The 22,629-nt window shown below is 64.0% G+C and carries 13 protein-coding genes; 5 read left to right on the top strand and 8 right to left on the bottom strand.

The features are described from left to right. Window positions 1–21: 21 nt before the first annotated feature. Window positions 22–1,242 carry an MFS transporter gene (locus G7047_RS01045; protein WP_166299885.1) on the top strand — a complete coding sequence of 407 codons (1,221 nt, stop codon included), beginning with the start codon at window positions 22–24 and terminating at the stop codon, window positions 1,240–1,242. Window positions 1,243–1,260: 18 nt separating this feature from the next. Here the strand turns inward: G7047_RS01045 and G7047_RS01040 are convergent, their stop codons facing one another. The 4 genes from G7047_RS01040 to G7047_RS01025 form a co-directional block, all read right to left on the bottom strand. Next, window positions 1,261–2,439, bottom strand: a complete 1,179-nt coding sequence (locus G7047_RS01040) for an alpha-hydroxy acid oxidase (RefSeq protein ID WP_166299883.1) — start codon at window positions 2,437–2,439, stop codon at window positions 1,261–1,263. 116 nt (window positions 2,440–2,555) lie between these two features. Further along, entirely contained in the window at window positions 2,556–3,413 is an 858-nt protein-coding gene (locus G7047_RS01035; protein WP_166311803.1) for a DMT family transporter, read from the bottom strand. Window positions 3,414–3,526: 113 nt separating this feature from the next. After that, window positions 3,527–5,842: a penicillin-binding protein 1C gene (pbpC, locus tag G7047_RS01030; RefSeq protein WP_166299881.1), complete on the bottom strand. Its 2,316-nt coding sequence runs from the start codon at window positions 5,840–5,842 to the stop codon at window positions 3,527–3,529. Between the two features lie 471 nt (window positions 5,843–6,313). Beyond that, entirely contained in the window at window positions 6,314–7,189 is an 876-nt protein-coding gene (locus G7047_RS01025) for a methylglyoxal synthase (RefSeq protein ID WP_166299879.1), read from the bottom strand. Window positions 7,190–7,593: 404 nt separating this feature from the next. On the opposite strand from G7047_RS01025, the gene G7047_RS01020 reads away from it, so the two are divergent. From G7047_RS01020 to G7047_RS01010, 3 genes are read left to right on the top strand one after another with little or no spacing between them, the layout of a single operon-like run. Continuing rightward, window positions 7,594–8,637 (top strand): tripartite tricarboxylate transporter substrate binding protein, encoded by a 1,044-nt coding sequence (locus tag G7047_RS01020; RefSeq protein WP_166299877.1) that lies wholly within the window; start codon window positions 7,594–7,596, stop codon window positions 8,635–8,637. Between the two features lie 52 nt (window positions 8,638–8,689). Next, window positions 8,690–10,291 carry a gamma-glutamyltransferase family protein gene (locus tag G7047_RS01015; RefSeq protein WP_166311802.1) on the top strand — a complete coding sequence of 534 codons (1,602 nt, stop codon included), beginning with the start codon at window positions 8,690–8,692 and terminating at the stop codon, window positions 10,289–10,291. 25 nt (window positions 10,292–10,316) lie between these two features. Beyond that, window positions 10,317–10,985: a GntR family transcriptional regulator gene (locus tag G7047_RS01010; protein ID WP_240939331.1), complete on the top strand. Its 669-nt coding sequence runs from the start codon at window positions 10,317–10,319 to the stop codon at window positions 10,983–10,985. Between the two features lie 21 nt (window positions 10,986–11,006). Here the strand turns inward: G7047_RS01010 and G7047_RS01005 are convergent, their stop codons facing one another. From G7047_RS01005 to argH, 4 genes are all read right to left on the bottom strand, one after another. Continuing rightward, window positions 11,007–12,290 carry a tetratricopeptide repeat protein gene (locus G7047_RS01005; protein ID WP_205904697.1) on the bottom strand — a complete coding sequence of 428 codons (1,284 nt, stop codon included), beginning with the start codon at window positions 12,288–12,290 and terminating at the stop codon, window positions 11,007–11,009. A gap of 263 nt (window positions 12,291–12,553) precedes the next feature. Then, window positions 12,554–18,565 carry an alpha-2-macroglobulin gene (locus tag G7047_RS01000; protein ID WP_166299875.1) on the bottom strand — a complete coding sequence of 2,004 codons (6,012 nt, stop codon included), beginning with the start codon at window positions 18,563–18,565 and terminating at the stop codon, window positions 12,554–12,556. Between the two features lie 412 nt (window positions 18,566–18,977). Then, a complete protein-coding gene (locus tag G7047_RS00995) occupies window positions 18,978–19,955 on the bottom strand; it encodes a Bug family tripartite tricarboxylate transporter substrate binding protein (RefSeq protein ID WP_166299873.1) in 978 nt (325 codons plus the stop codon). A 64-nt stretch (window positions 19,956–20,019) separates the two neighbouring features. After that, window positions 20,020–21,477, bottom strand: coding sequence for an argininosuccinate lyase (gene argH, locus G7047_RS00990; RefSeq protein ID WP_166299871.1), 1,458 nt, complete (start codon window positions 21,475–21,477; stop codon window positions 20,020–20,022). Window positions 21,478–21,529: 52 nt separating this feature from the next. On the opposite strand from argH, the gene G7047_RS00985 reads away from it, so the two are divergent. Further along, on the top strand, window positions 21,530–22,621 hold the full coding sequence (locus tag G7047_RS00985; RefSeq protein WP_166299869.1) for a sensor histidine kinase: 1,092 nt from the start codon (window positions 21,530–21,532) through the stop codon (window positions 22,619–22,621). Window positions 22,622–22,629 lie beyond the last annotated feature (8 nt).

Here is a 22,629-nt window from a genome sequence, read left to right as displayed (position 1 = left end):
ACCGACCCGCAAGGAACCACCATGACCTCCACCCACCTGCCCCACTCCGACACCCGACTGCACCACGCCAACGATGGGCACCCCCTTCCGATCTGGAAGCTGCTGGTCTTCACCTTCGCGGGCTTTCTCGCAATCACCACCGAAACCATGCCCGCTGGTCTGCTGCCGCAGATCAGCGCCGGCATGCACATCAGCGAATCCATGGCGGGGCAGTTCATTACACTGTACGCGCTGGGTTCGGTGCTGTCGGCGATTCCGGTGATCGCCTTCACCCGCAGTTGGAATCGGCGCCCGCTGTTCATGCTGGCGATTGCCTGCCTACTGGTCTTCAATGTCGCGACGGCGCTGTCGACCCACTACGGCTTTACCTTGTTCGCGCGCTTTGTTGCGGGCATGGCCGCGGGGGTGATCTGGGGGCTGCTGGCCGGTTATGTGCGGCGGCTGGTCGCGCCCGCGCAACTGGGCCGCGCCATGGCCATCGCCGGTGTGGGGCAGCCGATTGCGCTGTCCATCGGCGTGCCGCTGGGCGCCTGGCTTGGCACGCTGTTTGACTGGCGCGCGGTGTTCTGGATCATGGCCGCGCTGGCACTGGTGCTGCTCGCCTGGATGCGGATCGCCATACCGGACTTCGCCGGACAAAGCGCCGCCCATCGCCGCCGCATCCACCACATCGCGAGGCTGCCGGGCATCCGCCCGATTCTTCTGGCCCTGCTGGCGTGGATTCTGGCGCACAACATTCTCTACACCTTCATCGCGCCGTATCTCGCATCGGTGGGGCTGGACCAGCGTGTGGATGCGGTACTGCTGCTCTTTGGCGTCACGTCGATGTTCGGCATCTGGATCACCGGCCTGTCCGTGGATCATCGGCTGCGCAACGCCACCCTGCTGAGCCTCGCGCTGTTCGCGGTGGCGGCGCTGCTGCTGGGCTTTGCCAACGCGTCCGCGCCGCTGGTCTATGCAGGCGTGACGCTGTGGGGCATCACCTTCGGCGGTGCGCCCACCCTGCTGCAGACGGCTCTGGCCGATGCGGCCGCCGAGAATGCCGATATCGCGCAGTCTATGCTGGTCACCGTGTTCAACCTCGCCATTGCCGGAGGCGGCGTGGTGGGTGGCCTGTTGCTGCAGCATCTCGGCGCTGGCGTGCTGCCATTCGCCCTGACCGTGCTGGCGGTGCTCGCGTTCTACATCGTCTGGCTGTCGCGAACGCACGGCTTCCGGCCCGGGCGTCGCGCGCTGGCATGAAGCCTCAAAAATGCCGCCTCAGTACTGAGGAGTATCCTTCGTCGGGAAGGTGCCTGGCAACAGGATTGCTGTGTTCACATTCTGGATGTTGGTGTGGCCGCAGAACGCCATGCTCACATCGAGTTCCTTGTGCAGGATCTGCAGCGCCTTGCTCACGCCCGCCTCGCCGAAGGCCCCCAGGCTGTAGGCCATGGCGCGACCGATCATGGTGCCGCGCGCGCCCATCGCCCAGGCCTTGAGCACGTCCTGACCACCGCGAATACCGCCGTCCATCCAGACCTCAATCTGCTGGCCAACCGCGTCGACGATGGCGGGCAGCGCGTGGATCGACGAAGGCGCGCCGTCAAGCTGGCGACCGCCGTGGTTGCTCACTACAATCGCGTCGGAGCCGCTTTGCACGGCCAGACGCGCGTCCTCCACGTCCATGATGCCCTTGAGAATCAGCGGACCGTCCCATTGCTTGCGAACCCAGGCAACGTCTTCCCAGGACAGGCGTGGATCGAACTGCTCGTTGGTCCAAGCGGCCAGCGAGTTCATGTCGCTCACGCCCTTCACATGGCCCACCAGATTGCGGAAAGTGTGGCGCTTGGTGCCCGCCATGGCCAGGCACCAGCGCGGCTTGGTCATCAGGTTGATGAGGTTGGGGATGGTGGGCTTGGGCGGCGCAGTCAGGCCGTTCTTGATGTCCTTGTGACGCTGGCCGATCACCTGCAGGTCGAGCGTGAGCACCAGCGCGCTGCACTTGGCGACGCGTGCCCGGTCGATCATGCGCGTCATGGCTTCGCGGTCGCGCATCATGTAGAGCTGGAACCAGAACGGTGCCGTCGTGTTCTCCGCGATGTCCTCGATGGAACAGATGCTCATGGTGGACAGGGTGAACGGAATGCCGAATTTCTCCGCTGCGCGCGCGGCGTGGATCTCGCCGTCTGCATGCTGCATGCCGGTCAGGCCCACGGGTGCAATCGCCACCGGCATCTTGGCCTTCTGACCAACCATGGAGACTTCAGTACTGCGACCTTCCATGTTCACCGCCACGCGCTGGCGCAGCTTGATCTTCTGGAAATCCTCGCTGTTGGCACGGTAGGTGGTTTCGGTCCACGAACCCGAATCCGCGTAATCGTAGAACATGCGCGGCACGCGCTGCTCCGCGACTTGGCGCAGGTCCTCGATACAGGTCATTTTGGAGAGTTCAGGCATGGCAGTGTTCCTCGGCGCGCGGCAAGGCGCCACGGGTTCTTATCTGGAATCCGGCAATGGTAGCGCCGCACAACGCGCCCCGGTTTGAAGCCTGCTGTGCCCTGTTTGAATTTTTTTCAGCGCCGCGCCAGCGCCACACCGGCAATCGCCACCAGAAAACCGATTATCTGCATGGCCACCATGGTCTCGCCGAAGATCAGCCAGCCCTGCAGCGCCGACAACGGCGGCACCGCCAGCAGCAGTGCCGTGGTGCGCGTGGCCTCACCCCGGCGCATAAGCCAGATGAGCAGCGTGGTGCCTGCCACCGAAAGCACCAGCACAGCATAGGCCAGATAGCCCCAGAGCAGCGGCGAGTTGTCCCAGTGCGGCTTGCCGAAGATGAGCGCCATGACGGTCAGCACGATCACCGCGCCGATGTTCTGTACCGCACCGGCGCTGCGCAAATCATTGGCCGCGAGCGGTGACTTCTGCACCATCGATCCCACCGTCAACGACAGAATGCTGCCCGCCGCAATCAGCACCACGGGCAGCGACAGCGCCGACGCATCGGCCGCAGCCAGCCGGGGCCAGAGCACCAGTGCGACGCCGCCAAAGCCCAGCGCCAGCCCCAGCCAGGTCGTTCCCGACAATCGCCTGTGCAGTACCAGCACCGCGATCAGCGCGGTGAACAAGGGCTGCAGCGCGCCGATCAACGCCATGATGCCCGCAGGCATGCCCTGGGACATGGCCCACCAGCTCGGGCCCAGATAGAAGCCGCTCATGAGCGCGCCCGCCAGCAGGTGCAACCCAATGCTTTTGGCGCCGCGCGGCCACGCCACCCGCGCCCACCATGCGGCGGCGGTGAACACCACGCACACCAGCGAAAAGCGCAATGCCAGAAACCAGAACGGATCGGCATGAGAGGCCACGCCCCGCCCGATCAGAAAGCCGGACGACCAGATCAGCACGAACAGGAGCGGAGCGAAGGTATGCAGCACGTGTGGTTGGGGCTTGGTTTTTAAGGTGCGGACGAGATGCCGAGCAGGATGCGCACGAGCCTGCTCGGCAGCGCTCACCCGCCTGCCTAGTCGATGGTACAGACTTCGCGCTACTTCTGCTGACTCTGCTGACGCACGCCCGCGCCACGCACTTCCACCGCCGTCTCGTCCAGCACCTGGCCCTTCGCGTCGATCAGCTCGACCTTGTAGCGCCCCGGCCATGGCAACCAGCCCCAGCGCGCACCACGTCCCTGCTCCTTGCCATTGAACAGCCAGCGCACGCCGTCGGGCGCATCGGTCGCGATGAACTGCACGCGCTGGCGTGCAGGTGGAATGTCAGGATCCAGCGCGACGATGGTGCCCGAGACCGGCGAGAGAATGCGCGCGGGCATGCCCTGCGCTACAGCCTGCGTTGCGGCCTTCTTGCCACGCGATGATGACGATGTTGAAGACGCTTGCGCGGCCGCCGACTCCACCGAATCAATGGCGAACAGCTTCTGCTCGGTGCCGCGCAGAAACCATTCTTCGCGCGGGCTCTCGAGCCAGCTACCAGCGGTATCAAGCGCGCCGAACTGCACGGCGGTCTTCACCACGTTCGCGGGCGGCTTGGGAATGCGGTTGCGTTCGCTCCGGTGCAGCCAGACCATGAGCTCGGCCCAGATCGGCGCCGCGCCACTGGTGCCGCTCACATCATGCATGGGCGCGCCGCTCGCGTTGCCCACCCACACGCCCACGGTGTAGCGCTGCGACCAGCCCAGCGCCCAGTTGTCGCGCATGTCCTTGCTGGTGCCCGTCTTCACCGCCGTCCAGAATCGCGTGTTGAGCACGCTGTCCGTGCCGAAGGTGCGCACGCGCGCATTCGTGTCGCTGAGCATGTCGCCCACAATGAAGGCCGCGCCCTCATCAATCACCTGTTTCGATGCGGGCTGCGTTGGGCTCTTGTCTTTTGTTATTGCCGCAGGCTGCATCTGCACGCCCGTCCAACGCCCGCCATTGGCGAGCGTGCGATAGCCATTGGTGAGATACAGCAGCGGAATCTCCGCGCTGCCAAGCGCCAGGCTGTAGCCGTAGTAGCCGCCCGATTCGCGCAGCGGCATGCCCAGCGCCTTGAGCTGTTCATGAAAGCGGTCGGTCCCCACCATCACCAGCGTGCGCACAGCCGGCACGTTGAGCGATGCAGCCAGCGCCGTGCGCGCCGAGACCCAGCCCTTGAAATGGCGGTCGTAGTTCTGCGGAATGTAGAGCCCGTTCGCAGTCGGGATGTAGGCCGGAGAATCCTCTATCAGCGACGCGGCAGTCAACCGCTTTTCGGCAATCGCTTCGGCATAGAGAAATGGCTTGAGCGTCGATCCCGGTTGCCGCCACGCGAGCACGCCATCCACTTCCGAGGCCTGGCTCAACATGCCCGACGAGCCCACCCAGGCCAACACCTCTCCGGTGGCGTTGTCGAGCACGACGATGGCCCCGTCCTCCACATTGCGCCCACGCAGCTCGCGCAGATGGCGCGTGAGGGTCTCCACCGCCACGCGCTGCAGCGGCGCGCTGAGCGTGGAGCGCAGCCGCGCCGATTTCACGTCCGTGCCTTGGTTGCGCAACTGCGCCAGCAACTGCCGCGAATAATGCGGTGCAATGCCCTCGCTCGGATCGAAGGCGCGGCGCTGCAACGCACCCGTTGTGAACAGATCGAGCGCATCGCAGCTCGTGGCCTGCGACTTGCGCATGTCCTTGAGCACGCCGCAGGCACGCTCTGCCACCTGCGCGGGTCTGGCATTGGGCGCGCGCACCAGCGCCGCCGCCACGGCCGCCTCGCGCTCGTCGAGGCCATGCGGAGCCTTATCGAACAGCGTGCGCGACAGCGCATCGATGCCCACCAACTCGCCGCGAAACGGCACGAGATTGAGATAGGCCTCGAGAATCTGGTCCTTGCGCCAGCGCCGGTCCAGCACCTGCGCGGCCACCGCCTGCCCCGCCTTCTGCACCACCGTGCGACCGCCCGGCCCCTGCCGCCAGTCGCCATCGAGCAGACCCGCGAGCTGCATGGTGATGGTGCTCGCGCCACGCGTGCGCTGGTTCCAGAGATTGCCCCAGGCGGCGGACGACACGGCACCCCAGTCCACGCCGCTGTGTTCGAAGAAGCGCTTGTCCTCGCTCAGCACCAGCGCCGTGCGCAGCGCGGGCGACACATCGGCCAGCGCAATCCACTGACCGCGTCGCACGGTCGCATCGGTGCGGATGCGCTGAATCGCCTCGCCCTCTCGCGACAGGATCTGCGTCTCGGACGAACGAAAATCCTGACGCACCTCTTCGTAACTCGGCAAGGCACTCGCCTGCGGGGCGAACGCCAAAGCAAACAAGGCCAGCAGCGCCGACACGGGTGCACGTCGGCACGCCGAACCATGCGAGGAAACTGCAAGCCAGAAATTCATGAGGGAGAAGAAAGAAGGTTGCCATCGCATTCAACCAACGACGCCAGCACGGGACATGGGCGCGTTTGTTTGAATGCCGTGGGGGAAATTATCCAACATGGTCATTGCAACCACGTTCTTCCCCTCGGCCGCTGAAGGCGCCGGATACGGTGATTGGATCGGTGATGATCAAACAACCACGTATGCGGTCGGCTCCGCAGATGTGCGACGCCCGTCTCAGATACCCATGTCCATCACGTCGTATCGAAACCGGAGCGCTGCATCACCGCCAAACGGTTGGACTGTCTTCCTCGCATCAGCGCTGGCGCTCCCGCAATTGGCCCAATGCACAACGCACTGGAACTTCAGCACCGATGCGAGGCATGCGGCAGTCACCGGAGATCTGGTGTTTGCGTTGCTTCGCTTCAGCCCCATCAATGTAGCTGGCACACATGACGGTTGCGTGACACATCGGCTGCGCAATAGGGACAATCAATTCTGCTGCGCGCGGATCCGGGCCGCATCGCACCAGCGCTGCGCAATGTGCGGAGCAGTCACGCAGACGGTCTCGTGCGTCACCGTCGTCACCGCGCGCTCGAGCAACTGGATGTCAGCCTCGTGCTGGCGCGCGACATGCGGGTCTTCAAAGAAAATCGCGCGCTGGCAGCGCCGGTCGAGCACCAGATCGGCGATCTGCGCATCGCCACCGAGCGGGCCGCTGTTGAAGCGATACACCCATTCCTTGTCCTCTGGCCAGCCCTTGCTCCACGCGAGCTCGTTGAGCCGCTGCCCGGTCGTCCCCGTGCCCACTCGGCGGCCAAAGCGCGACAGCAGTTCGAAGTTGCGATCCACAAACTCCAGCATGGTCGGCTTGAGCGCATCGTGCGCGATCAGCGCAACGGTCTGATTCTCAAAATCATGCAAGCGATCCGCAGCCGGATCCCGCGGCAGGCCCGCATGGATGCGCTCCATCTCCAGCCAATCACGCGCGCTCGCCACAGTCGAGAGAAACGGCTTGGAGTGAATCAGGCACTGCCGTTTGAGCGCCAGCGCCTCGGGAAAAATCGACGACGGGTCCACAGGGTCAATCAAATAGATCGCACCGTCCAGCGTGCGGCCTTCCTCGGGCATACCCACCACCTCAGCCACCAGCTTCATCAACCCGCCACGGCTGCCACGCGGATAACGCTCCAGGGGCGCATAACCCGCCAACATGCCCATCTGCGCAATCGCATCGTAGGTACGGCCCACCGCATGAAATCCGATCTGGAGTTCTCGAATCCCCGCCTCGGCATGGCGCAGGAATTCAAACAACGCACCTTCCACATTCTGGTGGTGCAAACGGTTGGCGGCGAGACCGATCAGCATGGCAAGACTTCTGGGGCAGTTGGAAAAGCGCCATTGGAACATGTATGCAAGACCGTAACGAGAAGTGCTTCGTTTGCCCCAAGACATCATCGCTCATCCATCGGGCATGCACTGCGGTTTGGCATCAAGTGGGCACACGGATCGGGCTCGGAATTTGCATACACCGCTCTTCGTATGTCGACGGCGAAAGTTCGGTCGCATCCGGCGACTCACACACGCCTCAAAACCACAAAACAGGGGAAATCCCGCATCGGGCTATCCCGAGTGTATCGATGCCGGGGCAAATACAAACCGCTGCAAAGCCCGCGCTCATGCGGGTCTTGCAAATACATACCAAACGCATGAAATCATTGCCAAGATTGCATGCACATTCCGCCGATGTGGCGAGAAATCAGGAGATTTGTATGCACCGAGCGCCCACCAGCCTCTCTCCAGAATCTGCTCTGCTGCCATCGAACAGCACACGCAGGGACCTGCTTCGCAACGCACTCGGCCTCGCCGCAGGCAGTGCGTTGGTGGGCACCAGCCACTCCGTCTGGGCGCAATCAGCGGGCTATCCGGATCGTCCGCTGCGCATGGTCATAGCCTTCCCTGCAGGAGGCGCCACGGACATTCTCGCGCGCACGCTGGGGCAGTCCATGGGCACGCATCTCAAGCAGTCCGTGGTGGTGGAAAACAAGCCCGGAGCAGGCGGCATGATCGGCATGGAGGCCGGTGCGAAGTCCGCGCCCAACGGCTACAACCTGTTCCTTTGCGCGCTCACCAATCAAGCCATTGCGGGACATCTCTACCCCAAGGCCACATCGGACATCACGCGCGATTTCGAGCCCGTTGCATTGCTCGCCAACGGCGCGCACATTCTGAACGTGCACCCTTCCGTACCCGCAAGGAACATGAGCGAGTTCGCGGCCTGGCTGAAGGCCAGCGACGGCAAGATCAACTACGCATCGCAGGGCAACGGCACGCTGTCGCATCTTGAGGCCGAACTGCTGCTGCAGACGCTGGGCGTGCCGGCCGTACACGTGCCGTATCGCGGCAGCTCGCAGGCGCTGCCGGATCTGATCGCAGGCAACGTGATGTTCATGTTCGACAGCGTCGCGGCATCGCAGCCCTTCATCAAGACTGGGCAGTTACGCGCCCTCGCCGTTACCTCCGGCCAACGCGTTCCCGTCTATCCCGATCTGCCTACCGTGGAGGAAGCCGGTGTCAAAGGCTACAACGCTGACAACTGGTTCGGCCTGTATGCCCCAAAGGGCACGCCCGCAGACATCCGCGATCGCCTGTCCGACGCGGTGCAGAAATCACTCGCCGAAGCCGCATTGACCGAAGGCCTTTTGCAGAAGGGATTTGTGGTCCACTTCGACAACGCACAACGCTTGGCTGCCGTGACCGCCAGTGACCGGGCCAAATGGGGCGCAGTCCTCAAGGCGGCCAACATCACGCTGTGACGAGCACCGCCTTTCGCCCACCTTCGCTGACTTTCACGAGCCCCCGAAAATGATGAACTGGAACCTGCCCTTTCCCTCCGCGCGCCAACCTGTCGTGGCACGCAATGTGGTTGCCACATCGCAACCACTCGCCGCACAAGCGGGTGCCCAGGCCTTTGCGCGCGGTGGCAATGCCATCGACGCAGCCCTTGCCGCCGCCATCGCGCTGACCGTGGTCGAGCCAACCATGAATGGCATCGGGGGCGACGCCTTTGCACTGGTGTGGGATGGTGCGGCCTTGCATGGCCTGAACTCCTCGGGGCGTTCGCCAGCGAGCTGGACACCCGAGCGTTTCGCCGGTCTCGCCGCCATGCCCATGCGCGGCTGGGACAGCGTCACCGTGCCCGGTGGCGTGGCCGCATGGCATGCGCTGTCCGAACGCTTCGGCAAGCTGCCGTTCGAAGACCTGTTCCGTGATGCCATGCGCTACGCACGCGAAGGCTTCCCCGTCAGCCCTGTGATCTCACACCAATGGGCGCAGGCTGCCAAAGAACTGCACATGCAGCCGGGTTTCTCCGAATTCATCCCGCAGGGCCGCGCTCCGCGCACCGGCGAAATCTGGAAATTCGCCGCACAGGCCGACACTCTCGAAGAAATCGCGCGCACCCGTGGCGAGAGCTTTTATCGCGGCGCGCTCGCACAGAAGATCGCCGCCTTCGCTGCGGAACATGGCGCGGCGCTCAGCCTGTCGGATCTTGCTGCCCACCAAGCGGAATGGGTGGACCCGGTGTCTGTCGCATTCCGGGGACATGAGGTTCACGAGATTCCGCCGAACGGTATCGGCATGGCGGCACTCATCGCCGTCGGTGTGATGGACCATTTGCCGTATGAAAAAACCGCCCCGGGCTCCGCCGAACGCATGCATCTGGAAATCGAGGCCATGCGCCTCGCGTTCGCCGATGCGCACATGCATCTCGCCGACGTCGACCACATGCGCGTGACGCAGGAACAACTGCTCGCCCCCGCCTATCTGCGCGAGCGCGCCCGCCTGATCGATCCCGAGCGCGCGGGCCAGTACGGCCCAGGCCAGCCCCCGTCCGGGGGCACCGTGTATCTATGCGCGGCCGATGCGGAGGGTCGCATGGTCTCGTTCATTCAATCCAACTACAAGGGCTTCGGCTCGGGCGTCGTGGTTCCGGGCACCGGCATCGCGCTGCACAACCGCGCTCTTGGCTTCGTCACCACGCCCGGCCATGTCAATCAAGTGGCGGGCGGCAAGCGGCCACTGCACAGCATCATCCCCGCGTTTCTCACGCGCGGCGGTCAGCCCGTCATGGCGTTTGGCGTGATGGGCGGCAACATGCAGCCCCAAGGCCATCTGCAGATGGTCATGCGCTACCTGGTGGAAGGCTGGAACCCGCAGGCCGCATCCGACGCACCGCGCTGGCGCATCGACGATGCGGGGCAACTGATTCTCGAGCCCGCCGTTCCGCAGGCCGTCGTGGAAGGCTTGCGGCGCATGGGGCACACCCCGAAGATCATGGTCCCCGGCAATCTCGAATTCGGCAGCGCCCAGCTGGTGGCCCGCCTCGATGCGGACATCAGCGGCACCACCGATGCGGTCTACGCTGCCGGGTCGGACCACCGACGCGACGGGCAGGCCGTCGGCTACTGAGTCGCAACGAGCTCGCAGCACTGCCATGACAGCCCATCGCGGCCGCATGTCCAACGACGTCTGCCAGCGCATTGCGGACGAGATCGTGCTCGGTCATTTCACGCCCGGCACGCGGCTGGAGGAAGCCATGCTGGCGGAGCGGCTCGGCGTCTCGCGCACGCCCATCCGCGAGGCGCTACGCCAGCTGGCGACGCTCGGCCTGATCGAGCTGCGCCCGAACCGCAGCGCCACGGTGGCGCTGATCACCGAGGACCGCCTCACGCATCTGTTCGAATCCATCGGCGATCTTGAGGCCGCCTGCGCGCGCTACGCAGCCATGCGCATGACGGAGGCTCAGCGTTCCCAATTGCGCGACGTCCACGCCGAAGGCTTCGCTGCCATGCAGGCATGCAATGTGGTGCGTTATCACGAGCTCAACAGCCAATTGCACGACGTGATTCTGCAGGGTTCGCACAATCCCGAACTGATCGAGGTGACGCAGAACCTGCAGAAGCGCGCGAACGCCTACCGTCGCAACCAGTTCATGCAGATCGCACGCGTGGCGGCTTCATACGAAGAGCACTGCGGCATCGTCGAGGCGCTGCTCGCCTACGACGCGGCCAACGCATACCGGCAGATGCGCGCGCACGTGCATCATGCGCACGATGCAGCCTCGGGACTGCGGGCTCTCTCGGTCGATAAAGCGGCAGTTTGAAAGCCGCTCCGTACCTCGAAGTCAGATTACCCCTGCCGCCGCCCGGTACGGATGCACCTTCACACTCCACTCCCCCGCCTGCACCCTGCGCCCGTAGTGCCTCGGCACATCGACCCGGATCTGGCGCGATGCGGGAATGCTCGTCTCGTATGCGCACACGAGCATTCCCTTCTCATCGAGCAGCTCCCAACGCGCCCTGTCCGCCGCCGCATCGCTGATCGCGATGGCAAACACGGCAGAGCCTTCGTTCATGCCGACATGGAATTCGAACCAGTGCTCGAACTCGGCCTGCTTTGCGGGCGTGGGAAACGCGCGTGCGCCGGGCTCGAAGCCCTGGCTGTCGTGCGCGCAGACGCTCTGTGACAGCACAGGCCAGACGACGAAACGCAGGAAATGCTGGTCCATGACCCGCGCATTCATGAAACGGCCAGTCTTCACGAAGTCGCGGATCAACTGCTCGACGTTTTTGAACACGCCCTGCGCGCCGCCCCACATGCCCGCGAGGATCAGCTCGGTGTGCGAGTAGCGGTCGCGCATGGTGTGGAACCATTGGCCGCTCGCGATCCACTCATCGACGGCGGCGCGTTCTCGATAGGACACCAGCGAGTCGGCGTCGCGGATCAGAAAGCGCTTGACTGTGAGATCGCTCATCACGAAGAAGCGCCAGTAGAGGCCTGACAGTTCCTTCTGCTCAGCACTCACCTGCACCACTTCGGCACCCTTGTCCCTGAGCTTCTGAACGACCGCAGCGGGCACGGTGTCGTCCACGTAGAAGCGGCAGGTCCATTCGGGATAGATGTCTTTGGCCAGATCGACGTTGATCAGCGAGGTCTCGCAGTAGCGCGGCAAGCCGCCGAACAGCGAGTAGGCGATGACGTTCTCACCGCGCTTGCCGGGATCGAAAGTCGGTGGTGTGCCCTCGATGCGCGCCACCGACGGCTCGCCCGCTACCTGATCGCGCTTGGACTGCAGCGCGAGCGCAGCGTATTTGCGCAGCTCTTCCTGATTCTTCAGATGGTGGCAAACCTCGGCGAGGCCATCGTAGATGTTGGTGTTGACGCTTGCACCGCTGACCTCGATGGCCTTCTGGTAATGGCGAAATGCTTCTTCATGCAGGCCACAACGCAACGCGCTGTAGGCCAGATCCATGAGCACCGACGCGCGGCCCGGCACCTGAGCGTTCACCTTGAGCATGTGTTGATAGGCACCGGGAAAGTCCGCCTGACGCATGAGCTCCAGATATCGTCTGGAATGATCGACTAGCGATAGGTTCTTGCGGCGCGCGTAGGCACTGGTTTTCTTCATGGTTTGTTCGACTGGTTCGGTCACTGCTCCTCGACGCCGTCGCACGTTTTTCAATGCATTGCTTAGCGTTGAAAACCGGTGGCGACGTCCCCTGACGAGTATGGTCACATCGCGGCTGTCGAGGCAAACACGATCACCGACAACAAACCTCCATTTCCCTCAGAAATCACAAGCGTCCGTGCAGAAAAAAGAAAGCCGACCCGGACGGACTGCCTTGTCGGCAGCGGTCCGGATCGGCCTTCATTGAAGCGCGGGTCGTGGGCTTACTTGCCGCCCACCACCTTCACGTTCGCGTTCGGTGATTCGCCGAACATCTCGGGCGCATAGAGCGCTTCCACGCGGCTTGGTGGCATGGAGAACTCACCCGCGTTATTCAAGCGCACGGTGTATTCCATGCTGATCGTGCCCTTGGGGATGTACTGGTAGTAGCTGCGGAAAGACTCGAAGCTGCGTTCTTCGAACGCGGGCCATGCCCAGCCTTCGCGCTTCTCGCCCTTGGTCGCGATCTCGGAATCGCGACCCAGACCGCCGCCGAGGATGGTGGCACCGGCCGGGATCGGATCAGTGATGGCCACCCACGTCATGTCGGCGCTCGCGTTCACCTCCAGCTTCACGCGCAACACGTCACCGCGCGAGAAGGTGTTGGCGGGCAGGGACTTGTCGGCCTGCTCAACCGGCGTGACCGTCTTCTTGATCGCGTAACCGGCGGCGAACGGCTCCTTCAGTCGAATGGCCGCGATTGACTGCACGGTGAGCCACGGCTTGCCGCTGCCGACCTGTGTGACGTTCAGGCTCTCGGGTGCGGGCGTCCACGGCAGGAACATGGTGTTGTTCTTGAAGTTGCCCGGCGATGCGGGTGCGCCGAACCATGTCGTCTGGTTCGGTGCACCGCCCGCATCGGTGGTCTTCACGCGCTCGACCTTGCTCCAGTCCACCAGCGCCGAGTTCGCGCCCAGTGTGGCCTTGGTGAAACCCGCGACCGGCGTGGACTCATGCACCGCGCTGAATTTTTCAAGTGCCAGGCCGCCCCAGAAATTGGCCGAGGTGGTGTGCCACGCGCCGTTCTGCTGACGCAGGATGAAGCCATTGGCGATGCGGCCGATGTCGTCCTTCCACGCCGGGTCGTTCATCACCGCGATCAGCAGGCGCGCCATGTTGACGTCGCCGTTCTGCATCAGCCACCACCAGTAGTCGTCCTTCTCGGTGCTGAAAATCACCTTGGTGCCCTGGAACGACAGGCGCGCACGCAGGATCTGCGTGGCCTCGGCGATCTTCTGCTCGCGCTCGGGCACATCCTTCATACGCTGCAGCACCATGAACCAGTCGAGCACCGAATGCGTGGGCCACTGGTTGGGCGTGATCTGAATGCTGGTGAGCATGCGCGGCGTGGCCTTGCCGTAGCGCGAGAGCGCCTCGACCGCCGCTATCTTGCGCATGTCCAGATCCTTGCGCGGACTCCAGAAACTGCGCTGGATGCGGCCTTCGACAAACGCGGTCAAGCCTCGCACCATGGTATCGAACGCTTCGGGCGGCAGTGTGAATTCGGGGTGCAAGCCCGAGGCCTCGTTGGACGCCGACAGCAAATAGGCGGTGAGCGTGTCGCTGCCCATGCTGGAATCGCCAGCGCGCGGCGGGAAGTACATCGCAAGACCGTCGCCGTCCAGATAAGTCGGCAGCTGCGACATCACCGACTGCCACATCGCGCCATCGCGCAGGCCAACCGACTTGCTGGTCTTCTGCTCAAGACAGATGAACGGGTAGTTGATCCACCAGTCGCGCACCGCCGGCAGGCCTTCGGCAAGTTTGGGCTGCAGCGCGAGCTTGAGGCCACCGCGTCCGGCAATCGCATCGGCGGGCGGCGCCACGCTCATCGCGACGCTGCCGTCCACCTGCATCAACGTGCCCTGCTGCACGGTCAGCGGAATCGCGGGGATCAGCTTCTGCGTCACCTTGAGCGCATCGCGCGCACCTGCGGCCCCTCCCGCAGTCACATCACGCGCCTCGATCTCCCACATCAGCGCCTGCGCGCGGGTTTGTGCGAGCTGCGCGGGCGCGGTCACATTCCAAGCCACTTCACGCGAGTCATTCGCAGGAATGTCCACGGTCTGCTTGTCGAGCGTGAGCAGCGCGGCGCGCGGCGTGACCTCAACCTTCATCGCGTTCTTGGTGGTGTTGCGCAGCGTGATCATCGCGCGGAACTGGTCGTCCTCGCGCACCAGCGGCGGCAGGCCGCTGATGATCTGCAGGTCCTGCGTGGCGCGGATCTCGGTGCTGCCGGTGCCGAACAGGCTCACGCCCGCATCGGCCACGGCTACGATCTTGAACGTGGTCAGCGCATCGTTGAGCGGCACCTCCACCTTGGCCTGACCATTGGCGTCGAGCTTGATCGAGGGGGTCCACACGAGCAGCGTGTCGAGCAGTTCGCGCGCCTGCAGATTGCCGCCACCACCGCCCGCGGGCACAGCCTTCTTGCCGTAGTGCCTGCGGCCGATGATTTCCATCTGCGCGGTCGATGTCTCCACGCCCCAGGAGCGGCGCTGCAGCATCGCTTCAAGCAGGTTCCAGCTGGTGTTGGGCTTGAGCGCCAGCAGCGCCTTGTCCACCGCAGCCAGCGCGATTTCCGCACCGGCGGCGGGCTTGCCGTCGGGCAGCGTGGCCGAGATCGTCACCTGCGCCTTGCCGCGCACCGGGTAGCTTTCCTTGTCGGCTGCCACCTTCACGTCGATCTGATGCCCCTTGGTGCCCACGCGCAGCTCGGTCATTCCGAAGCGGTAAGCGGGCTTGGACAGGTCAACCATCGCGGTCGGCGCGACATATTCCTTGCCCTCGTACCAGAAGGCATTCCACCATTCACGTGGCGACTTGAAGCCCCAGGTGAAGAAGCTGTACCAAGGCACCTCGCGCAGCCGTCCGCGCAGCACGAATACGCTCACATAAACGTTCGGGCCCCAGGCTTCCTGAATCTTCAGATTCACCGTCGGGTCCTGGCCGTTGAGCTGCACGACCTCGGAGCTCAGAATGCCCTCGCGCTCCACCGTCACCAGCGCGGTGGCGTAGCGGAACGGCATGCGCACTTGCAGCTGGGCGGTCTCACCGGGCTGGTAGCTCTTCTTTTCGGGTAGCACGTCGATGCGGTCGTGGTCCTCGCCACCAAACCACAATTCGCCCTGACGCGTGACCCACACGGTGGCGGCGGCCAGCGACTCGTTGCCGTCCTTGTCGCGCGCCTTGGCAATCAGTTCGACTTCACCGGCCTCGGATATCTTGGCTTCGCAGAGCACCAGACCACGGCTGTCGGTCTTGCCAGTGCAGACGGTGCCCAGATCCTTGGTCTCGGTCTTGTTGTCGTAGCTGTAGAAACCGCCCACCATGCGCTTGCGGCTGGTGGTGGTGATGCGGGCCACAGCCTGCACTTCTACCGGCACGCCGGTCTGCGGCTTGCCATCAAGCGCCAGTGCCAGCGCCTGGAACTTCATCTTGCTCGATGCCGATACCCAGCCCTCGGTCTTGATGCCCGCGATCACACCAGCGGGCCAAAGCGTCTGCGTGCTGCGCAGCGTCTGCACCTCGCCATTCGGATCGGCATAGGTTGCCTCCAGCACCATGTCCTGCGGTGCGCGCGATTGCGGCACCTTGTCGATGGTGACCGTGCCCGTGCCCTTGGCGTCGAGCGTCACGGGCAGTTTGTCAGCGATCACGCGGTTGTCTTCCGACGAGGTAGGTTCCTCGTTGTCGCTGTTGCCACTGGGGTTTGCATCGCGCTTGCGCGGCGGCTGGAAGCTGAACATCTCGAAGTCGGAAAAGTTCATGCTCTTGCCGCGCACCATCGACGACACGCGCACCGGCAGCCGCGCCGCCGGGCCGCCCGAGACGTAGTTGATCTGCACATCGACCGGCACGCTGCGGGTGCGCACCAGCGGCTTCTTGTCGGTCGGCGTGACGCGGCCATCAAACACCGGCAGGCGGAACTCTTCCACGCGGAAACTGCCCGAGCCGAAGCTGCGCTCGTTGCCCTTCACATTGCCTTTCAGCTCGACTCCGTATTCGCCAAGCTTCGCTGCGGACGGAATCTTGAAGCTGCTCTCGGCGCTCAGGCCACCGGTCGTGGTCTTGCGCCATTGCAGTTCTTCGGTGAACTGCTGGCCGCTGCCCAGATGGGTGACGACCAGCGTGGTCGGCGTGGCATCCGGCAGGCCGAAGCCTTTCATGTTCTGAGTGCGCAGATAGTGCTTCATCGACACGGTCTCGCCCGCGCGCAGCAGCGTGCGGTCGAACACGGTGTGCGCCACCTGATCGGGATCACTCTCGCTGCTCGTGGGCACGTTGAAGCGCCACGGCTCGATGCCACGCTGCCAGTCGCTCCAGGTGAAGGCCATGTCTTCCACGCCATCCGCGCCCTTGGCACGTGCGCTCACGAAGTAGGCGCGGCTGTAGTCGTCCTCGCTGTTGCAGGTATCGGGCTGGGACGGGAGTGCGTCGAACTTCGCAATGCCTTTGGCATCGGTGGTCGCATGGGCCACTTCTGCGCCGCTGCAGCTTGATACGCGCACCACCGCACCCGGCACCACCTGGCCCTTGTCGAGTGTGGTCACCCAGGCCTCGGAATTCTCGCGGCCGAGCTTGAAGTGCACCGCCAAATTGGTCACCAGCGCCGAGGTGCGCACATACATCGTGCGACCCGCGCCAAGCTCTTCGCTGAGCAACGCCTTGCCGAGCATCGGCGACGCGATCTCGACCACGTGAAAGCCCACGGGCAGCGGAATACCCACCACTTCGAAGGGACGCGGATCGGTGCTGTGGGTCTTGGGCACATCGAGCGTCTTCACATTGCTCTGGCCGCCAAGCAGGGACAGCGCACGCGTCTGCACGGTCGAATCCCGCTCATTGCCTTCGCCCTCGAGAATCTTGGGCAGCGCGCCCTTCACGTCCTTGCGCGCGATCTTGCGCGAGATGGACCATTCGTTGTACTGCTGCACCTTGCGGTACCAGCGGATGATCTCCGCGTCGCTGCCGGGCTTGAAGGTGCTGACCTTGGGCGACTGGCTCTGCGCGGTCTTCGCGGCCGTGGCCGCATCCAAGCCGCTGACCTGCAGTGCCTGCTCCACATTGCGCAGCGTGACCGGCAACAGCGCCGGACCCTCTGGGCCTTCCGCAAAGCGCTCGACGATGCCGAAGGTCGCAGCCGCAAACTTGGCAAGCGGCGGCATCTGGCCCGCTGCGACCGCAAGCGGGAAGCTCGCCGCGTTGTCCAGCGTGCGGCCCGAGGCATCCTGGAAGCCCTTGGGCAGCTCGATGGTGAATTTGGTGCCGGGCGTGAACGGTGGATCGAACTGCACGCTGCTCAGCACCGAATCGGCATCGGCCGCGTCGTTGCCGAGGTTGGGTTTGACCGACCCGGAGGATGACTTGAGCCGAATGCCATCTGCCAGCTTGCGCGAGACCGGTGCGTTGAAGTTGATCAGCATCGGGCGGATCGGCAGACAGCCCGACTGCGCGCTCTCGCGCTCGCAGGTGAACTCCGCGTGGAAGGGCTCGCGCACCTTGTACGAGAAGCGCTTTTCCTGCGAGTTGGCCACCCCGCTCGGCGTGGCGACGCCCTTGCCGAAGACGATCTGCATGTCCGAGCCCGACGACAGGCGACGGTTGCAGGACAGCGTCACATACGAGAGTGGATCGCGCGCGGCGTCCCTGTCGAGCCCCTGTGCTTTCAGCAACTCCTCACGTTGCTTTCCCTCGATGAGCTGCACCGGAATGCGCTCGCCCACGCCGCTCGCGACGCACCAGACGTTCTGCTTGATGCTGTCCAGTGTCGCGCCGCCATTGAGCGTGAGCGTGAAGTACTGTTCTTCGTCGATGGACTGATACGTGCCTGGCTGTATGTAGCGCACGTAAGGACCGCCAGTGCTGAACTGGTAGCTCTTCTGGCCGCTGATCTCCGCATCGCTTGGCGACTTGAAGCCCGACTTGAGCGTTGCCGCGCAGCGCACGCCTGGGGGAAGGTCCTTGGCAAAGTCGTAAACCCATTCGCGGTCGCCGGTCCAACGGCCCGTGCCCTTGCCTGCATCCGCGTTGTCGCACGACACAGTGAGCGGTGCGGCCGCCTTCGGGTCGCCGAAACGCACGGCCGCGCTGTCGAATTTGGCCACCAGTTGCCGCACGCGCGATACCTCGCCTTGCGGCGACAAACTGGTGACGGTCAATGCCTGCGCCGCGCCGGTCGCCATGAGCGCCAGCGTCAGGAGTGCTCCGCGAAAGCGAGTAGTGCCTGTTGTCATATGGAATTCTCGAAAATCCAGAGGAATGCCGCCACAGACCTCCTCCGATCTGCAGTGCGGCATTGCGAGCGTTTGGCGTGATTTTGCTTGAGCGCGCGCCCGAGCCCGTGCGCCACCCTCGGGCAGCCACGCGCATGGCGCACGGCAGCAAGCCGCGCCAGTCCAATTGCTAGCAACGAATATAGTCTGAATGCCCGTCGAATATCGCCCTGGAGAACACAAACAAAATCAGATATCAGTTACCAAAAATCACAATGTAGCAAGGAAATGCAATCGCCTACAGCGCATGAAACGGGCACGGCGAGGGCAGCCGCGCAGGGGCCGCCCCTCCGCGCTGGCTGCGTCCCCTGCCCGCCTTGCGAAAGCAATGCGAGAGCGGGGGAAGGCGCGCAACGCCTCAGGGGGTGTCCTTTTATTGCGGCTGGAATCCGCTGGCTTGGATGATTTTTTTCCAAGCTTGGGTGTACGCGTGCTCGCGCTTGGCGAGCTGCACCGGGGTCAGGTACTCGACATTGATGCCCATGGCGGTGAGCTGCTCGTGCACATCGGGCATGGCAACCACCTTGGCGAGTGCGTGCGAGAAGCGTTCGATGAACGCAGCGGGCGTGCCCTTAGGTGCGTAGACGCCATAGTAGGGCAGGTCTTCGAAGCCCTTGAGGCCGAGCTCCGCGAACGTCGGCACATCGGGCAAAGCGGCCTGGCGCTTGCCACCGAGCACGGCCAACACGCGCAGCTTGCCAGCCTTGTGGTTCTCAAGAAAATCCTGCACCGAGCCGATGCCCGCCGGAATCTGGTTGCCCAGCATGTCGGCGATCATCGGCGCGCTGCCGCGGTACGGCGCGGCCAGCAGGTCCAGCTGGTAGCGCTTGCCGAGCAGTTGCACCAGAAATTCAGGCGTGGAGGCCGGTGCCGGAATGCCCACGGCGCTCTTGCCATGGCCCTGCTCCTTCACCCAGCTCACGTAATCGGAAAAACTCTTCACGGGCGTGGCCGTAGAGACCGCAAAGCAGTTCACGAAATTCGCAAAACCACCTGCGGGCATGAAGTCACGGTCGGGATCGAAGCCCGGCTTCTTCACGACCTGCGGGAGGATGGAGATGGTGTGGTCGTGCGTGACGAACAGCGTGCTGCCGTCGGCCGCAGCTGATTTCAACACCTGTGCCGCGATCTGCCCGCCCGCGCCGGGGCGGTTGTCGACGATGACGGTCTCGCCAAGCTGGTCCTTGAGCTTCTCGGCCAGCAGACGCGCGATTGCGTCGGTGCCGCCACCGGGAGGAAATCCGACCAGCAGGCGGATCGGCCTGTGTCCCTCTGCAAGGCTCCATGGCGCATGGCCTGCTGCCGTGGCAGCCAATGAAAATTGAAGAACGCGGCGGCGAGAAATGCGCATGAAGATTCCAGAGGTTGCGGACCAATCCAACCAGCAAATATCAGGCCAACGGTCTGGCCAAATATCAGGCCAGACGAGCCCGGTTCTTCGCGATTTGCAGGCGCACCTGTGCAGGAGCCGTGCCGCCCAGCGTGTTGCGCGCGTTGAGCGAGCCTTCGAGGCTCAGCGCCTCGAACACGTCGGCTTCGATGTTCGGATTGAAGGCCTGCAGCTCAGCCAGCGGCAGCTCGCTCAGATCTACGCCCTGCTGCTGCGCCAGCTTCACGGCGTGCGCGACGGTTTCGTGGGCATCACGGAATGGCAGGCCCTTCTTGACGAGGTAGTCGGCCAGATCGGTGGCGGTGGCGTAGCCCTTTTGCGCTGCGGCACGCATGTTGGCGGCGTTGACGGTGATGCCGCCTTCCTTCTTGCCGGAAGCCGGGTTGATCTGGCCGCCGATCATCTCGGCGAAGATGCGCAGCGTGTCCTTCAAGGTGTCCACCGTGTCGAACAGCGGCTCCTTGTCTTCCTGGTTGTCCTTGTTGTAGGCCAGCGGCTGGCCCTTCATCAGCGTGATCAGGCCCATCAGGTGACCGACCACGCGGCCGGTCTTGCCGCGCGCGAGTTCGGGCACGTCGGGGTTCTTCTTCTGGGGCATGATCGACGAGCCAGTGGTGAAGCGGTCGGCAATGCGGATGAAGCCGAAGTTCTGGCTCATCCAGATGATCAGCTCTTCCGACAGACGGCTCACGTGCACCATGCAGAGGCTCGCAGCGGCGGTGAATTCGATGGCGAAATCGCGGTCGCTCACGCCGTCCAGGCTGTTCTGCGACACGGCTTCCATGCCAAGCGATTTGGCGACGCGTTCGCGATCCAACGGATAGGTCGTGCCGGCCAACGCGGCCGAGCCCAGCGGCAGCACGTTGACGCGCTTGCGTAGGTCGAGCATGCGGTCGGCGTCGCGCTTGAACATTTCCACGTAGGCCAGCAGGTGGTGCCCAAAACTCACGGGCTGGGCGACCTGCAGGTGGGTGAAGCCGGGCAGGATCACCTCGACGTTCTGTTCGGCCACTTCGACGAGCGAACGCTGCAGCTCCTTGAGCAGGCCTTCGATCAGGTCGATTTCACTGCGCAGCCACAGGCGCACGTCGGTGGCGACCTGGTCGTTGCGGCTGCGGCCGGTGTGCAGGCGCTTGCCCGCATCGCCCACGAGCTGCGTGAGGCGCGCCTCGATGTTCAGGTGCACATCTTCCAGATCGAGCTTCCATTCGAACGCGCCGGATTCGATTTCCAGCGTGATCTGCGCCATGCCCTTCTGGATGGAGGCCAGATCGGCCGCGCCGATGATGCCCTGCGCCGCCAGCATCTCCGCATGCGCCAGCGAGCCCTGAATGTCTGCCTGCCACATGCGCTTGTCGAAGAACACGCTCGACGTGTAGCGCTTGACCAGGTCGCTCATGGGCTCGGAAAACAGGGCCGACCAGGCCTCCGCTTTGGTGGCGAGTTGGTCTTTTGATGGTTGCGATGCTGCAGAAGATGACATGAGAGGGCAATAATCCGGTTTGTTCCGACACCCGAGAAAGCCGGATGCCGCAATGCAAGAGACCGAAATTTTATCGACCCTTCCGCCCCTCAGCCAAAAATCGCCCGAACGCCCCTTCCGCGAAGAGCGGATGCAGGTGTTCGACGCCTGCCATATCGGCGTCGTTCTGCGCGCCGTTCTGTTCGTGGAGGTGGTTCTCGCCGTGGGGGTGATGTTCCACGCCAACTCGCCAGCAGACTGGCTTTCGCGGCTGGCGCTGGTCACCGGCGGAGCCCTGCCCTCGACGCTCGGCTGGCTGCTGTGCACCTGCGCGCTCAAGAGCCAGCTGCAGCGGCTGCCAACGGCCATGCAGTACGCACTTGGCACAATGTTGGGATTCATTTCGGGAGTGAGCACCTGCAAACTTCTTGCATGGGTGCTATCCGACGCGGGTGAATGGCCGCAACTTGCAAGTGGCTTTACTGGCGGGCTGATGGCTCTGGCACTGGTGGCTGTGCTGCAGATGCGTGCACGAGGCAGAACGCCAGCGGCCACCACCGCGCGGCTGACCGAGCTGCAGGCCCGCATCCGGCCACACTTTCTTTTCAACACGCTCAACAGCGCCGTGGCCCTTGTGCGCGAGGAGCCCGCCAAGGCCGAGGCACTGCTCGAAGATCTGAGCGACCTGTTCCGCCATGCGCTGATGGAGCAAGGCACCGCGTCCACGCTGGAGGAGGAAATCACCCTCGCCCAGCGCTATCTCGACATCGAACAGGTGCGTTTTGGCGAGCGCATGCGCGTGCAGTGGCAGCTCGACCCCCAGGCGATGCAGTCCACGCTGCCGCCGCTTTTGCTGCAGCCGCTGGTGGAAAACGCCGTCAAGCACGGCATCGAGCCCTGCGCGCGCGGTGGCAAGCTGCGCATCAGCACCGAGCTGCGCAATCGCCGGGTGATTCTGCAGATCACCAACACCGTGCCCGACGCCGCCGAGGGCGAGGGCGAGGGCGAGGCCCACGCCACGCGCGGCCACGGCATTGCCCTGGCCAATGTGCGCGAGCGGTTGCGTTTGCTGCATGACGTGGATTGCGACTTCAGCGCAGGCATGCAAAATGGCCTGTATCGAGTGCGCATCGCCCTGCCCGCCTCTCAGTCAGACACTCACTAACTCCATAG

Source organism: Diaphorobacter sp. HDW4A (genome assembly GCF_011305995.1).
In the GTDB taxonomy this organism is placed as follows: domain Bacteria; phylum Pseudomonadota; class Gammaproteobacteria; order Burkholderiales; family Burkholderiaceae_C; genus Diaphorobacter_A.
Note: the sequence above shows the minus strand (reverse complement) of the source record. Positions and strands in the feature narration are given on the sequence as shown.